This window comes from Porphyrobacter sp. ULC335 (assembly GCF_025917005.1).
In the GTDB taxonomy this organism is placed as follows: domain Bacteria; phylum Pseudomonadota; class Alphaproteobacteria; order Sphingomonadales; family Sphingomonadaceae; genus Erythrobacter.
This window is the reverse complement of sequence record NZ_CP078091.1, coordinates 620,212-634,840: the sequence shown is the minus strand read 5'-3', so window position 1 is coordinate 634,840 and position 14,629 is coordinate 620,212. Positions and strand designations below refer to the sequence as shown.

General features: G+C 67.4%; 15 protein-coding genes. 6 read left to right on the top strand and 9 right to left on the bottom strand.

Annotation, left to right across the window (positions count from 1 at the left end; genetic code table 11):
• Positions 1-98 precede the first annotated feature (98 nt).
• From KVF90_RS03075 to KVF90_RS03065, 3 genes are read right to left on the bottom strand one after another with little or no spacing between them, the layout of a single operon-like run.
• Positions 99-1,094: an LLM class flavin-dependent oxidoreductase gene (locus tag KVF90_RS03075; RefSeq protein WP_264393377.1), complete on the bottom strand. Its 996-nt coding sequence runs from the start codon at positions 1,092-1,094 to the stop codon at positions 99-101.
• Positions 1,091-1,954 (bottom strand): tetratricopeptide repeat protein, encoded by an 864-nt coding sequence (locus tag KVF90_RS03070; RefSeq protein ID WP_264393376.1) that lies wholly within the window; start codon positions 1,952-1,954, stop codon positions 1,091-1,093. The genes KVF90_RS03075 and KVF90_RS03070 overlap by 4 nt, the downstream gene beginning before the upstream one ends.
• An 8-nt stretch (positions 1,955-1,962) precedes the next feature.
• Positions 1,963-2,697 carry an alpha/beta fold hydrolase gene (locus KVF90_RS03065; RefSeq protein WP_264393375.1) on the bottom strand — a complete coding sequence of 245 codons (735 nt, stop codon included), beginning with the start codon at positions 2,695-2,697 and terminating at the stop codon, positions 1,963-1,965.
• 97 nt (positions 2,698-2,794) lie between these two features.
• Between KVF90_RS03065 and KVF90_RS03060 the strand changes: the two genes are divergently transcribed.
• Positions 2,795-4,456 (top strand): alkaline phosphatase D family protein, encoded by a 1,662-nt coding sequence (locus tag KVF90_RS03060; RefSeq protein ID WP_264393374.1) that lies wholly within the window; start codon positions 2,795-2,797, stop codon positions 4,454-4,456.
• Here KVF90_RS03060 and KVF90_RS03055 read toward each other — a convergent pair.
• The 3 genes from KVF90_RS03055 to KVF90_RS03045 are packed head-to-tail and all read right to left on the bottom strand — an operon-like array spanning position 4,453 to position 5,231.
• Positions 4,453-4,644: a helix-turn-helix transcriptional regulator gene (locus KVF90_RS03055; protein WP_264393373.1), complete on the bottom strand. Its 192-nt coding sequence runs from the start codon at positions 4,642-4,644 to the stop codon at positions 4,453-4,455. The two genes, KVF90_RS03060 and KVF90_RS03055, sit on opposite strands and share 4 nt — an antisense overlap.
• Positions 4,641-5,063, bottom strand: coding sequence for a hypothetical protein (locus KVF90_RS03050; protein ID WP_264393372.1), 423 nt, complete (start codon positions 5,061-5,063; stop codon positions 4,641-4,643). The genes KVF90_RS03055 and KVF90_RS03050 overlap by 4 nt, the downstream gene beginning before the upstream one ends.
• Positions 5,064-5,066: 3 nt before the next feature.
• Positions 5,067-5,231: a hypothetical protein gene (locus KVF90_RS03045; RefSeq protein WP_264393371.1), complete on the bottom strand. Its 165-nt coding sequence runs from the start codon at positions 5,229-5,231 to the stop codon at positions 5,067-5,069.
• A 324-nt stretch (positions 5,232-5,555) separates the two neighbouring features.
• Here KVF90_RS03045 and thrS point away from each other — a divergent pair, with 324 nt between their 5' ends.
• Positions 5,556-7,553, top strand: a complete 1,998-nt coding sequence (gene thrS / locus KVF90_RS03040) for a threonine--tRNA ligase (protein ID WP_264393370.1) — start codon at positions 5,556-5,558, stop codon at positions 7,551-7,553.
• A gap of 10 nt (positions 7,554-7,563) precedes the next feature.
• On the opposite strand, the gene KVF90_RS03035 is transcribed toward thrS, so the two are convergent.
• The 3 genes from KVF90_RS03035 to KVF90_RS03025 form a co-directional block, all read right to left on the bottom strand.
• Positions 7,564-8,334 carry a DUF1223 domain-containing protein gene (locus KVF90_RS03035; RefSeq protein WP_264393369.1) on the bottom strand — a complete coding sequence of 257 codons (771 nt, stop codon included), beginning with the start codon at positions 8,332-8,334 and terminating at the stop codon, positions 7,564-7,566.
• Between the two features lie 70 nt (positions 8,335-8,404).
• Positions 8,405-8,539 carry a hypothetical protein gene (locus KVF90_RS03030; RefSeq protein ID WP_264393368.1) on the bottom strand — a complete coding sequence of 45 codons (135 nt, stop codon included), beginning with the start codon at positions 8,537-8,539 and terminating at the stop codon, positions 8,405-8,407.
• 35 nt (positions 8,540-8,574) lie between these two features.
• Positions 8,575-9,564, bottom strand: coding sequence for an agmatine deiminase family protein (locus tag KVF90_RS03025; RefSeq protein ID WP_264393367.1), 990 nt, complete (start codon positions 9,562-9,564; stop codon positions 8,575-8,577).
• Between the two features lie 115 nt (positions 9,565-9,679).
• Here KVF90_RS03025 and glnE point away from each other — a divergent pair, with 115 nt between their 5' ends.
• The 4 genes from glnE (at position 9,680) to KVF90_RS03005 (ending at position 14,555) form a co-directional block, all read left to right on the top strand.
• Complete coding sequence (gene glnE, locus KVF90_RS03020; protein ID WP_264394646.1) at positions 9,680-12,439, top strand: bifunctional [glutamate--ammonia ligase]-adenylyl-L-tyrosine phosphorylase/[glutamate--ammonia-ligase] adenylyltransferase; 2,760 nt, start codon at positions 9,680-9,682, stop codon at positions 12,437-12,439.
• A complete protein-coding gene (locus KVF90_RS03015; protein ID WP_264393366.1) occupies positions 12,436-12,909 on the top strand; it encodes a peroxiredoxin in 474 nt (157 codons plus the stop codon). Before glnE ends, KVF90_RS03015 begins: the two co-directional genes overlap by 4 nt.
• A 10-nt stretch (positions 12,910-12,919) precedes the next feature.
• Positions 12,920-13,711, top strand: a complete 792-nt coding sequence (locus KVF90_RS03010) for a ferritin-like domain-containing protein (protein ID WP_264393365.1) — start codon at positions 12,920-12,922, stop codon at positions 13,709-13,711.
• A gap of 106 nt (positions 13,712-13,817) precedes the next feature.
• A complete protein-coding gene (locus KVF90_RS03005; protein ID WP_264393364.1) occupies positions 13,818-14,555 on the top strand; it encodes a M23 family metallopeptidase in 738 nt (245 codons plus the stop codon).
• Positions 14,556-14,629: the final 74 nt, after the last annotated feature.

The window sequence follows — 14,629 nt, the reverse complement described above, 5'->3', positions numbered from 1 at the left end:
TTCGCCTTCAAGCAATATTATTGTGCCGGATTGTTGTTATCGTGTCTGACCGCGATACGCCTTTACCCCCGCCCTGCGCAAGTGAGATGATTGCTGACCTAAGCGTCAACCATCGCGCGGCACGCATCCAGCGTCATTTCAAGGCTGCGGGTGCGGGCGGCGGGATCGTAGGTCGCGCCGCACAGCAGGATCTCGTCCGCTCCGGTGCGCGCGGTGAAGGCGGCGATGCCATCGCGCACCTGCGCCGGCGTGCCGACAGCGGCGGCCTGCCCGATATGCGCGAGCATCGCCTGCGCGCTGGCGGGGAGCGTGTCGGTATAGCCTTCGATCGGCGGCGGCAGCTTGCCCGGCTGGCCGGTGCGTAGCCGCACGAAGCTTTGCTGCTGGCTGGAGGCAAGCAGGCGGGCCCCGGCCTCGGTCTCGGCGGCGAAGACGTTCATCGCCACCATCACATGGGGCTTGTCCAGCGCCTCGGATGGCTGGAAATCGCGGCGATAGACCGCCAGCGCGGCATCAAGGTGATCGGGCGCGAAATGGGCGGCGAAGGCGTAAGGCATCCCCAGCTTGGCGGCGAGCTGCGCGCCGAACAGGCTCGATCCGAGCATCCACAGCTCGACCTTGGCACCAAGACCCGGCGTGGCGGTGATCGGCAGATCGTAATCGCCCGTCAGCAACGCGCGCAGTTCGACCACGTCCTGCGGGAAATATTCGGCGGCCTGGTTGAGGTTCTTGCGCAAGGCCCGCTGCAATTCCGGCCCGGCCCCCGGCGCGCGGCCCAGCCCGAGGTCAATCCGCCCCGGGAACAGCGCGTCCAGCGTGCCGAACTGCTCGGCGATCTGGAACGGGGTGTGGTTGGGCAGCATGATCCCGCCCGATCCGATGCGGATGCGGCTGGTCGCGTTGCCGATATGGGCGAGCACCACTGAAGTTGCCCCGCCTGCGATCCCGTCCATCGCGTGATGTTCGGCTACCCAGAAACGGTCGCAACCGAAAGCTTCGGCAGCACGGGCGAGATCGGCAGCGTCGGCGAAGGCTTCGGACAGCGTCCCGCCCTCGCGCACCGGCACCAGATCGAGCACGGAAAATCGGGTCATGGCTGCGGCGTCTCCTGAGGGGCGTTGGCAGTCTCGCCCGCATTGCCGAGCTGCGCAAGGTAGTCCTTGGCGATAGTGGCGACGGGGCTTTCCGGGGCGAGGTCGATCACCGACTGCCAGCTGGCCCGCGCGGCATCGTCCCGCCCGGCCAGCACAGCGATCACGCCTGCTTCGAGGCCGATCTCGGGATTGGTCGGGGCCAGCGCGGCGGCGCGTTCGATGGTGGTCTGCGCTTCGCCCAGCCGGTCGAGGCGGCGCAGCAGCGTCGCCTTGAGCAGCCAGCCCTCGGCGCGGTCGGGCGCAAGCGTGGTGGCGTTCTCCAGCAACGGCAGCGCCTCCTCGCCGCGCCCCAGCATTACCAACACGCGGGCGCGGTCGGTCGCGGCGATGGCTTCGAGCGGCGCGGACTTGGCGGAGCGCGCTTCGCCTTCTGCAAGCGTCAGCAGTTCAAGCGCACCGGCCTGATCCCCGCCCGCCAGTGCGGCATTGCCAGCCAGCGCGGCAAAGCGGGCGCGGGTGCGGGCTTCATCCTCGGGGGTTTCGGCGCGGGCGGCGGTAAAGGCCGTGCGGGCATCGTCCCACAGACCCAGCTCGCTCGCCGCAAGGCCGATGCAGTGGTTGGCCATCACCCGGTCAGCGCCCTTGGTCTCGGCGCGGCGGATTTGCGCCATGGAATGGGCGCGCGCCGGATCCTCGGCCAGTTGGGCAAGGCAGCCTTCGAGCCACGCGCTGGTGGCGTTCAGCTCCCCCTGCTCGGCTTCCGGACGCGGCGGGCGGTCGCGGAACAGATCATCCTGCGGCATGGCCCCGCCCAGCGGATTGGGGCCGACTTGCAGCAGCAGCGCGAGGAGCAGTGACACTGGGCGTCCTATCGGTAGAATTCGGCCACGATGGCTTTGAGAGCGGCGATATCGCTATCCCGCGACAGGCGGTGATCGCCGTCTTCTACCAGCGTCACCTGAATATCGTCCGACCGGAGCACCGCTTTCAGACGAAGCGAAGTCTCCCAAGGCACATCGGCGTCGGCCTTGCCGTGCAGCAGGCGCACCGGGCAGGTGAGGTCGATCGCACTGTCCAGCCGCAGATGGCATTCGGCATCGGCGAAGAATTTCGCGTAAGTTGGCGTGGGTTCGGGGCCATAGGGATTGGGCTCGGTGATCGTCTCCCCCGCCGCCAGCGCTGCACGCTGTTCCTCGCCATAGCCCCAGCGGGTGAAATCGGGCGCGGGGGCGATGCCGATCATTCCGGCGAGGCGGTCCTTGAGATGCTCCGCCACCAGCAGCATCAGCCACCCGCCCATCGACGATCCGACCAGCAGCACCGGCCCGCTGACATAGGAGGCCACCAGCGCCTGCACTTCATCGCGCCAACGGCTCAGCATTCCGTCCGCAAAATCGCCGGCACTCTGCCCGCAGCCCGAATAGTCGAGCAGCAGGCAGGCGCGGCCTTTTTCCTGCGCCTCGGCGAACAGCGCGGTCGCCTTGCTGCCGCTCATGTCGGACATGTAGCCGGGCAGGAAGACGAGGCACGGGCCGCTGCCGTGGGTGTAGCGGAAGGCCACGCGGCGGCCGTCATAAAGGGTGTGGTGCATGATCTCGCTCATGCGCCCCTCCATGCCTTGCGCGCCCCTGAAAAGGCAACCATTGTGACACCTCACGACTGTCACAGCAGCGCAACGGGAGAGGGATAAGCGAAGGCCCATGTTCAAGACCGACACCGCCGCCCAGCCGGCCGCTTCACCCACGGCGCTGACCCGCCGCAGCCTGTTCACCCTCGCCGGCGCTGGCGCCGCGCTGGCCGCAGCGCCGCTCGCTGCGCGCAGTTTCGGCACCGGCTTCACCCATAATGTCGCAAGCGGCGAGCCTTCGGCCAAGTCGGTGCTGCTGTGGACCCGCTATGTCGCCGAGGCGGAGACGACGCTGACCTGGCAGGTGAGCGAGAGCGAGGATTTCACCCGTCCCGTGGCCGAAGGCAGCGTCACCGCCGTACCGGAGCGCGACTGGTGCGCCAAGGGTGTCGCCACCGGCCTTTCACCCGATCGCTGGTATTTCTTCCGCTTTGTCGCGCCGGGCGGCGCGATCTCGCCGGTCGGGCGCACTCGCACGCTCCCGGAAGGGCCTTCGACCAGTTTCCGCATGGCGGTGTTTTCCTGCTCCAACTTCGGGTTTGGCTGGTTCAACGCCTATGGCCATGCGGTCGAGGCGAATGACGCCGACCTCGCGGTGCATCTGGGCGATTACATCTACGAATATGGCGTAGATACTTTCCCCTCCACCGGACAAGCGCACCCGGACCGCGTGATCGCGCCGACGAGCGAGATCGTCGCCCTGACCGATTACCGCCTGCGCTACGCCACCTACCGCGCCGATCCCGATTGCCAGCGCCTGCATCAGGTGCTGCCGATGATCGCTGTGTGGGACGATCACGAAAGCGCGAACGACAGCTACAAGGACGGCGCACAGAACCACCAGCCCGCAGAGGGCGACTGGGCCGTGCGCAAGGCGGCGGCCAAGCAGGCCTACCGCGAATGGATGCCCGTCTCCGATGCGCCCTATGCCGCCTATCAGGTCGGCGATCTGGCGACTCTGTTCCGGCTCGACACCCGCCTGGAAGGGCGCGACAAGCAGCTTGATCTGGCGGCAGTGCTGCGGGGGAAGACCGATCCCAAGGCGATCAATGACGCGCTGACCACTTTCAGGGATGGCGATTGGGCCGCGCCTGGCCGGCAATTGCTGGGTGCCTCGCAGGAGACGTGGCTTGCCGAGGGGCTTGCCGCCTCCACCGCCAGCGGTACGGCATGGCAGGTGCTGGTGCAGCAGGTGCTGATCGGCAATCTCAAGACCCCCGCCAGTCTCGCCGCCGAACTGGGCGCGGAATTGCCGGACTTTATCCGCGAACGGCTCGCCACGGCGATCGCGGCGAGCGGGGTGGGCCTGCCTTCCAACCTTGATGCGTGGGACGGATACCCCGCCGCGCGCGAACGGGTGTTCAAATCCGCGCTCAACGCCGATGCCAACCTGCTGGTGCTGGCGGGCGACACCCACAATGGCTGGGGCTTCGAACTGGCGCACGAAGGCGCGGCGGTGGGCGTCGAACTCGGCGTCTGCTCGGTCAGCTCGCCGGGGTTTGAAAGCTACCTGTCCTTCATCAAGCCCGACGCGCTGGCCGCATCGCTCGTCAAGGAAAACGACCAGCTTGTCTGGGCCGACACCGCGCAGCGCGGCTACATGGTGGTGGAGCTGACCCCGGCGCGCGCGGTGACCGAATACCGCTTCAGCACCGGTGTAAAGCAGCGTTCGACAAAGCTGGCAGGCACGAAGCGGATTGCGACCGAGAAGGGTTCGGGCAAGCTGGCGGTTTAATTGCGGGTGAAAATCGCCTCGATGGGCAGGCCGAATACGTCGGCAATGGTGAAGGCGAGCGGGAGCGAGGGATCGTAGCGACCCTTCTCGATGGCGTTGACGCTTTGGCGCGACACGCCCAGCCGGTCGGCGAGGTCTTGCTGGCTCCAGCCATGCTCGGCGCGCAACACACGCAGGCGGTTGTTCATGGGCAATTCCCCGCGTCGTCGTCACCAAAGGCGAAGCGGTTGACCAGCTGGCCGACGAACAGCCCCCCGCACCAGATCGGGAAGACGTAGAACACCGGCAGGCGCGGCAGACTGTCGGAATAGAGCTCGAGCAGCCCCCACACGCTCGTGATCGCGAGGGTGACGCCGGTCGCGACAATGATCTTCCGCACCTCGAGCATTCGCAGATACTCGTCCGGGATCTCCGCCACGAAGCGCCCGATCGCGCCGATGGCGGCGAGCATGGCGAGGCCGGGGATCAGGGCGAGGCCGATGGTGAGAGGCCCGAGCGGCGCGGCGCGGTCGATCGTCAGGCTCGCAACCACGATCCCGGCGACATAGACCGCGGCGATCAGCACCATGCGCCTGGTGTAGCGGGCCGCGGCGGGGTTTCTGGCCATGGCTCAGGCCCTTCCCGTCGCGCAGGCGGGGTTGCGGCGGATGATCCACGGCACCACCGCGAGCGGCGCGAACCGGGCGACCTGTTCAGGGATCACATCGAACACCGCCAGAACGGCGATGGCGAGGAGGACAGTCGCGAGACAAAGCGCCTCTTGGATGCGGGTCATGGAAAGCTCCTTTTGCACAATGACAAGGACACTTTACATTTGAGTCGCCTCATGTGTCAAGGTCGCTTTCCATCGACTTGCAGGTGACTTTTAACCCTTGGCAGCCTATATCGTCTGCCATGGCCATGCTGCTGACCACAACCCGCACCACGACGACCCGGACTACCATCCGGGGGCGGCGGCGCGCGGGCTAAGTCCCAAGCACTCGCCGCCCGGTTCGGGGCGGCGCGGTGTTCTCCCCAGACCGGTTCTTCGTTCAACACCGCTCTTCCGGTGCGTTCCCCTTTGCCCTAAGGCGCGCCCAAACGAGACGGAACCGCGACGATGACCGAACTGCTCAAGATCAGCCTGCCCGATGGATCGGTGCGCGAAGTGCCTGCCGGGTCGACCCCGGCGGACATCGCCGCGGCGATCGGCCCGGGCCTCGCCAAGGCGGCGATTGCCGCGCGGGTGGACGGCGAGTTGCGCGATCTGACCCGGCCTTTCGATGGCGACGCGAACCTCGCGCTGGTCACGGCGCGGGACGAGGCTGATGCGCTCGAACTCGCGCGCCATGACTTTGCCCACGTGCTGGCCGAAGCGGTGCAGGCGCTGTTCCCCGGCACGCAGATCACCTTCGGCCCCTCGACCGAAGACGGGTTCTATTATGATGTGAAAGCCCCCGACAGCCGCGAGCCGTTCAGCATGGACGATCTTCCCGCCATCGAGGAGGAAATGCGCCGCATCATCCGCGCCGACAAGCCGCTGCGCCGTGAAGTGTGGAGCCGCGAAGCGCTGATCGCCAAGTGGGCGGGCGAGGGCGAGTCCTTCAAGGCCGAATGGGCCAAGGAACTGCCAGAGGGCGAGGAACTGACCGTCTATTGGAGCGGCAACGACTGGCTCGACATGTGCCGCGGGCCGCACCTGCCCTCCACCGGCAAGCTTGATCCCGACGCCTTCAAGCTGATGCGCGTCGCGGGCGCTTACTGGCGCGGCGACCAGAACAATGCGCAGCTGACGCGCATCTACGGCACCGGCTGGCTCAACAAGAAGCAGCTTCAGGCGCACCTCACGCGGCTGGAGGAAGCCGCCAAGCGCGATCACCGCAAGCTGGGGCGCGAGATGGACCTGTTCCATTTGCAGGAAGAGGCCCACGGGAGCGTCTTCTGGCACCCCAAGGGCTACCGCATCTGGCGCGAGCTCGAAGCCTATATGCGGCGCAAGATGGACGGTTCAGGCTACCGCGAGATCAAGACCCCGCAGCTGATGGACGTGCGCCAGTGGACGCAGTCAGGCCACTGGGGGAAGTATGCGCAGAACATGTTCGCGGTGCCGGACATGGTGCCCGATGTCGACGAGGATAGCGGTGCAGCTTCGCCGAAGGTGGCGGACGATGCCGAATGGCTGGCGATCAAGCCGATGAACTGCCCGGCGCATGTGATGGTGTTCAAGCAGGGCATCACGTCCTACCGCGATCTGCCGATCCGGCTGGGCGAGATGGGCTGCTGCCACCGCAACGAACCCCACGGCGCGCTCCACGGGCTGATGCGGGTGCGCCAGTTCACGCAGGACGATGCGCATATCTTCTGCACCGAGGCACAGGTCGTGGCCGAGGTTCAGGCCTTCATCGCGCTGGCCGATAGCGTCTACCGCGATTTCGGCTTCACCTATGACATCAAGCTCGCCCTGCGCCCCGAAAAGCGCTTCGGCAGTGAAGCCGATTGGGACAAGGCCGAGCAGGAATTGCGCGACGCGCTCACCGCCAACGGCCTCGAATGGGAGGAACTCCCCGGTGAGGGCGCGTTCTATGCTCCCAAGCTGGAGTGGCACCTGACCGACGCGATCGGGCGCACCTGGCAGGTCGGGACGATCCAGTCCGACCGCGTGCTGCCCGAGCGGCTCGACGCGCACTACATCGGCGAGGACGGCGAGAAGCACCGCCCGGTGATGCTCCACCGCGCGATCTTCGGGAGCTACGAGCGCTTCATCGGCATCCTGATCGAGCATTTTGCGGGCAAGCTGCCGACATGGCTCGCCCCGGTGCAGGCGGTTGTCGCGACCATCGTCTCGGACGCGGACGGCTATGCCGAAGACGTCGCCGCCCAGCTTCGCGCGGCGGGCATCCGCGTGGAGACCGACACCCGCAACGAGAAGATCAACTACAAGGTCCGCGAACACTCGCTCGCCAAGGTCCCGCACCTGCTGGTGGTCGGCAAGCGCGAGGCCGAGGAAGGCACCGTCGCGGTCCGCACGCTGGGCGCGGAACATCAGAAGGTGATGAGCCTCGCCGATGCGATCGCAATGTTGAAGGCAGAGGGAACGCCGCCCGATCTGGCGGCTTGAGCGGAGGCTCTCAGGCGAGCCAGCGCGCGGCCAACACCTTGCCGCCGTCCGGCTGGCGGAGCACCAGCGCATAGCGGTCAGCGCCCTGCACCTTCAATTGCGAGGGGCTGATCGCAATGCTCGCCTTGCCACCCTGCCAACCGGCGAGCCTGGTCTCGGCGCGCAATACGTTGGTGTAGCTGACCTTGCGCCCGCCATTCTCGCCGCTGCCGATGCCGACTTCGACCTTGCGGGTGACCGCGACCAGCACAAGCTCGGCCGCGCCCTTCACTGTGCCGTCGATCCGGGCGGTATAGCCCTTGGCCGCGCCGCCCGTCACCGCGATCGCCGCACCGCCCTTGCCGCCAAAGCGCTTGACCCCGGCAGCTACGTCCTCGCCGCGCGAGCCGACCGCACCGAAGGTTCCGTCGATCACCAGTTGCGGGGTGTAGACACCGTTGCGTCCCTCAAGTCCGCGGCGCGCATAATCTCGCTGAAGCTCGGTATTGCTCTCGCGCGCCAGCGTGTCCTTCCACCCGAGCCGGTCCCAATAGGTCACCGGCCGGGCGATCACCACGAGCCCCGGCTGCCGGACGAGCGTCTCCGCCAGCTTGTCGGCCGGGGGGCAGGATGAGCAGCCCTGACTGGTGAACAGTTCGAGCAGCACCGGCTCGCCCGAAGCGGCGATGTCCGGGGTCTTGGACTTGGGGGCAGCGGGCGCGCCCTGCGGCAGGCCAAGGGTGGCAGCGCCGAGCACGGCAATAATGCCGAGCATCGCAAGTGTCGGGCGATTGAAGGTCATCGGGGGCATCCTCGCACTCTGTGTCGAGGATAGGTTCGCGCTGACCGGACGTCCGGTTACGCGGCTATGGTCAGAACGGCAGGGCCTTGCCCGCAAGGATCAGCGCAGCGGCACAGCCGAGTACGATCACGCGGCGCGCGAGATCAAGCGAATCGATGCGGGTCGCGGTGGCGAGCGGCAGGGCGAGAGCAAGAGCGCGGTTCATGGGCCGCACTCTGCTCCCAAATCCCTAACGAAGCGTTAATTTACCTGTAGGGCGGATGGCATCTGCTGGCTGGCGCAGTGGAACCCGCCGCCCCCTGCCAGCACCGCCTCGCCCGGCAGGCCGATGGTGTCACGGTCGGGGAACAGGGCTGCGATGGCAGCGACCCCGTCGGCATCATGGGGCGAGCCGAAGGTCGGCACCACCACCAGATGCGATGTGATCGCGAAGTTCACATAGCTGGCCGGTTCCACCACCCCGTCGCGGGTAAGCAGACCGGGCGAGGGTATGCGCACCACCTCGACACCGAAAGCCTCGGCGCGCGCGGCGGCATCGACATAGATCTCGGCGTTGGGATCATCCGCGCCGGTCGCTTCCGGCACCACCAGCCGATTCGGGCCGACGAACCGCGCAAGGTTATCGACATGGCCATCGGTATGGTCGTTGATGAGGCCATCGCCGAGCCACAGCACGCGGTTGAAGCCGAGCTGCGCGGCAAGCTCTGCTTCGATGTCTGCGCGGGACAGGTGCGGGTTGCGATTGGGATTGAGCAGGCATTGCTCGGTCGTCGCCACCAGCCCGGTGCCGTCACCGTCCACCGCGCCGCCTTCAAGGATCATCGGCGTGGCGGTGATCTCCAGCCCCGCATCGCGCGCGAGCTGCGCACCGATCTCCTGATCGCCGGGCATCAGATATTTGCCACCCCAGCCATTGAAGCCGAACCGCCGCGCGGTGCGCGTCCCGTTCTCGAAGACCACCAGCGGGCCAGTGTCGCGCAGCCAGACATCGCCATAGACGCGCCGCTCCAGCGTCACCTTGCTGCTCACCAGCGCGCGGGCGCGGGCCTCGTTGGCTTCGTCGCGCACCAGCAGGCGCACCGCCTGCCCGCTCTCGGCCACGGCAGAGGCGAAGGCCGCAATCTGCTCCTGCGCGGGTTCAAGCCAGCCGGGCCATTCCTCGGCGAGGTGCGGGAAGCCGATCCACAGCCAGTCCTGCGGGGCCCATTCGGGAGGCATGATCATGGTCATCGCGGCCCCATCGCAGACGCTTGAGCGACGCGCAAGGACGCCCTCAAGTAGCGTAGCGGTAGGGCGCAAAGGACTCCCCTTGCAGCATCGGCGCGGCGCGGCCAGAGAGGCGGTGATGGGAGATAACCGGCAAGCAGACTGGGGCAGCGCGCTCCACCGTGCGCGCAATCACGCACCCTTTCTGGCGCGCGCGCTTGATCGCCAGCCGGAACTCGCCGCTCTGCTGGCCGCCGGGGATGGCGCGGCGGCGCTGGCTTGGGCCAAAGCGCAAGGGAAGGAGCCCGACGCCGAAGTGGCGCTGCGCCGCGAGCGGCTGGCACTGGCAGCGGCGCTGGCGGTGGGCGATCTGGCAGGCGCCTTTCCGCTGCCGCAGGTGGTGGGCGAGCTGACCGGTTTCGCCGACCGCGCATTGGACCGCGCGATCCGCACCGCCATCGCCGAACGCACCGGAGAGGACAGCGCCGACGGTTTCATCGCGCTGGCCCTGGGCAAGCAGGGGGCAGGCGAGCTCAACTATTCATCAGACATTGATCCGATCCTGCTGTTCGACCGCGAGCACCTGCCGCGCCGCGCCAGCGACGATCCGGGCGAGGCAGCGCAGCGTTATGCGCGGCGGATCGTCGCGCTGCTCGCCGGCAACACCGCCGATGGTTACGCGCTGCGGGTCGACCTCAGGCTGCGCCCCGCCAGCGAGGTCAGCCCGCTCTGCGTACCGGTGGGTGCGGCGCTGACCCATTATCAGGGCGCGGCGCTGGCGTGGGAGCGCGCCGCCTTCACCCGCGCGCGGGCAGCGGCCGGGGACATTGCCGCGGGCGAGGATTTCCTCGCCGCGATCCGTCCCTTCGTGTGGCGCGGCCAGCTCGATTTCGGCGCGATCGAGGAGATCAGCGCGCTCACCCACCGCATCCGTGACAGCCACGAGGGCCCACCCGCCCCCGGCCCCGGCTTCGACGTCAAGCGCGGGCGCGGCGGCATCCGTGAAATCGAGTTCTACGCGCAGACCCACCAGCTGATCCACGGTGGGCGCGATGCCTCGCTGCGGGTGCGCGGCACCCGCGCGGCGCTGGATGCCTTGGCGCAAGCGGGGTGGATCACCGCCGATAACGCGGCAGTGCTCGGGGAAGGTTACGACCGGCTGCGCCAGATCGAGCACCGCTTGCAGATGGTCCACGACCGCCAGACCCATGCGCTTCCCGAAGGCGCAGCGCTCGACAATGTCGCGCAGCTCGACGGGTTGGCGGACGGCGCGGCGCTGGTCGCGGAGCTGACCGCGCTGACCGAGCGCACTGGGAGCATCTACGAAGAGCTGATCGGTCGCCGCGACACCGCACCCGCGCCGGTCGCCATGCCGGTGAGCGCGCTCACCCACCAGCTGGCTGAATGGGGTTTTGCCGAGCCCGACACCCTTGCCGAACGCATCGAAAGCTGGCGCGACGGGCGGCATGCCGCGATCCGGTCCCCGCAGGCGGTCGCGGCTTGGGACAGGCTGGCCCCGGCGCTGCTCGAAGCAATGGCGGCGAGCGATGATCCGACACGCGCGATCACCCGCTGGGAACGCATCATCGAGAGCGTCCCCAGCCTCATCACCACCTTCCGCCTGCTCGATGCCAGGCCCGATCTCATCGCACGGCTGGTCGCCGCCCTGACCCTCGCCCCGGCGCTGTCGGACGAGCTGGCGCGCAAGCCCGAACTGCTTGACACGCTGATCGATCGCGATGCGCTGGATCTGCCCGGCGCAACGCCAGCGATCATGGCGCGGATGCGCGGCGCGGCGGCGCGCGACGATTACGAGGCGCTGCTCGACGCGATCCGCATCATCACCGGCGAAATCCGCTTTGCGCTGGGCATCCAGCTGATCGAGGGGCTGGCCGATCCGCTCGATATCGCCCGCGCCCTGTCCCGCACAGCCGAAGCTGCGCTCCAGCTGGCGGCAGAGGCGACGGTGGCAGAGTTCGCCGCCAAGCACGGGCGGATTGCGGATAGCGAATTGCTGATCCTCGGCCTCGGGCGGTTGGGCGGCGGGGCGCTGACCCATGCCTCGGACCTCGACATCGTCTACCTGTTCACCGGCGATTTCGCCGCGCAGTCGGACGGGGATCGACCGCTGGGGGCGACGATCTACTACAACCGTCTCGCCAGCCGGGTCAGTGCGGCACTGTCAGTACCGACGGCACAGGGCGCGCTTTACGAGGTCGACACCCGCCTCAGGCCGCAGGGCAATCAGGGCCCGATGGCGGTAAGCTGCGAGGCTTTCGGCAAGTACCAGCGCGAAGCGGCGTGGACGTGGGAGCACATGGCGCTGGCCCGCGCGCGGGTGCTCTATGGCTCGCCTGACGCCCGCGCCGGGCTGGAAGCGGTGCTCGCCGAAGTGCTGCACGCGCCGCGCGACCGCGACTCGTTGCGCGATGCGGTGCTGGGGATGCGCGGCGAGATGGCGAAGCACAAACCGGCGACCGGCCCGGTCGATGCCAAACTGGCGCGCGGCGGGTTGGTCGATATCGAGTTCCTCGTCCACTATCTGCAACTGCGGGGGGAAGCAGCGGATGGCACGTCCCTCGCCGAGGCCGCGCCCCACGCGCTCGATCCCGATCTGGCGATAGCGCTGGCTGGGCTGGCGGAGGCGGGCCTGATCCCTGCCGATCTTGCCGCGCCTCATGCCTTGATGAGCCGGATGCTGGTCGCCGGACGCCTGCTCGCCCCCGACGGGCGCGAGCCGCCGCCGTCAGGCGCACGGGCGCTGGCGCGGGCCTGCGGGTGCGATAGCTATGACGCGCTGCTCGAAGCCTTCACCGCCGCACGGCTGCGCGTGGCGGCGGTGTGGAAACAAATCCTCGGGCCAGACATTCTCGCAATCGAACAGGAGAACCCCGCATGACAACTTTTCCCGGCGTCGGTGACGCCATTCCCGATATCGCCATGGAAACCCCCGAAGGCGGCACCGTGAAGCCATCGGATTTCGCCGGCTCCAAACTGGTAATCTTCTTCTACCCGAAAGATGACACCCCCGGCTGCACCACCGAGAACAAGGATTTCTCCGCACTCAAGGATCAGTTCGAAGCGGCTGGCACGAAACTGCTCGGCGTCAGCAAGGACCCGGCCAAGAAGCACGCCAAGTTCATCGCCAAGCACGGCCTCACCGCTCCGTTGGCGACTGACGCCGAAGAAGGCGGGCTGTCCGATGCGCTCGGCGTGTGGGCGGAGAAGCAGATGTACGGCAAGACCTACATGGGCATGGTCCGCGCGACCTATCTGGTCGATGCCTCGGGCAAGATCGCGCGCATCTGGGACAAGGTGAAGGTCGCCGGCCACGCCGAGGACGTCCTCGCCGCCGCCAAAGCGCTCTGACACCCATCCCATGACCACCCTTGCCCGCGCCATCCGCGCCGCGCTGCTGACCGCCGATCCGCGCGCCAAGTGCTTTGCCACCCGTCAGGTCGCGCGCGACTGGCGGTCGGGGAAGCTGGCCTGGGACTTCGACGTGGCGATGCCGGATCAGCCCGCCTGGCCCGATTCGCCCGAACTGCTTGCACCCGGCCAGATGCCCAAGCGGCGCAAGGGCGGCAGCGAGCGCGGGCGAATCGCGCTGTGGCATTCGCTCGCGCATATCGAGTTTGTCGCCATCGACCTCGCGCTCGACATGGCCGGGCGGTTCGGCGCGGAGATGGGCGAGGACTTCGTCACCGACTTTCTCGCCGTGGCGGCGGACGAGGCGATGCACTTCGCCTTGCTGGCGCGGAAGCTGGAACAGCTCGGCAGCCATTACGGCGCGCTCCCCGCCCATGCCGGATTGTGGGAGGCAGCGCACGCCACCCGCCATGATGTCGCCGCGCGGCTCGCCGTGGTGCCGATGGTGCTGGAAGCGCGCGGGCTCGACGTCACGCCCGCAACGCTCGACCGGGTGCGCGCGGCGGGTGACGAGGGCGGCGCAAAAATTCTCGCGCGGATACTTGACGACGAAATCCGCCACGTCGCGGCAGGCACCAAACACTTTTTGCGCTGCGCCGAAATTGCGCAGTCCGAACCCGAATCCCTTTGGCAGAGCCTCGTAAAACAGCACTTCAGGGGGCACGTTAAGCCGCCGTTCAACGACTCAGCGCGTCTTGCAGCCGGTTTGTCGCGTGGTTTCTATGCAGAGATTGCGCATTAACGACTCACCCGGATAACCACACTTCAGCAAAGGCGCGCATCAGACGTGCCGGAACATTCCTACGGCGCTCTTATCAAGTGGGGCCGCAATCGGGACCGGGTCAGTTATGAAATTTGCCGTGCGCCAAGTGTTCAAGCTCGCTGTGTCGGGCTGCGCCGCTTTCCTGGTTTCTGCCGCCGCTCCGGCCTTTGCCAACACCGCCAATTCCGCCGCCACCACCAGCGCCGACATGGTCGAGCCGGTTCGTGAAGCGCAGGGCGAAGTCGTCGACAACGGCGATACCCGTTTCAAGTCGCTGTTCGCCAGCTGGACCGCGATCGAGCGTACCAGCCCCACCGTCGGCACCGGCGAAGTCGTCACCGCCTATTCCTCGCCCGTCCCGCAGCGCGCCGTCTCGGTGCCTTCGCGCATGCCGCTTGAAGGCGCATCGCTCACCAGCGGGTTCGGAATGCGCACCCACCCCGTTCTCGGCGGACGTCGCCAGCACGCCGGCATTGACCTTGCCGCGCCGACCGGCACACCGGTTTATGCCACGGCTGACGGCGTGATCGGCCGCGCTGACTGGTATTCGAGCTACGGCCTCTACATCAGCATCAACCACGGCGCTTCGATGGAAACGCGCTACGCTCACCTGTCGCGCCTCGCGGTTGCTGCGGGCGACAATGTGAAGAAGGGCGACCTCATCGGCTACGTCGGATCGACGGGCCGTTCGACCGGTCCGCACCTCCATTATGAAGTTCGCGTCGAGGGTCTTGCAGTCAATCCGATTCCGTATATGGTAGAGAGCGAAGCACAGCTGGCCTACGCCCGCGATGCTCGTCTGACCGGCCAAGGTGGCGAATAACGGTCGGCGAGTAAGGCTTCACGAGCTTGCCCGCGAAAGCGGGCCGGACATTGGAGAGGGTGTCCGAACATGGG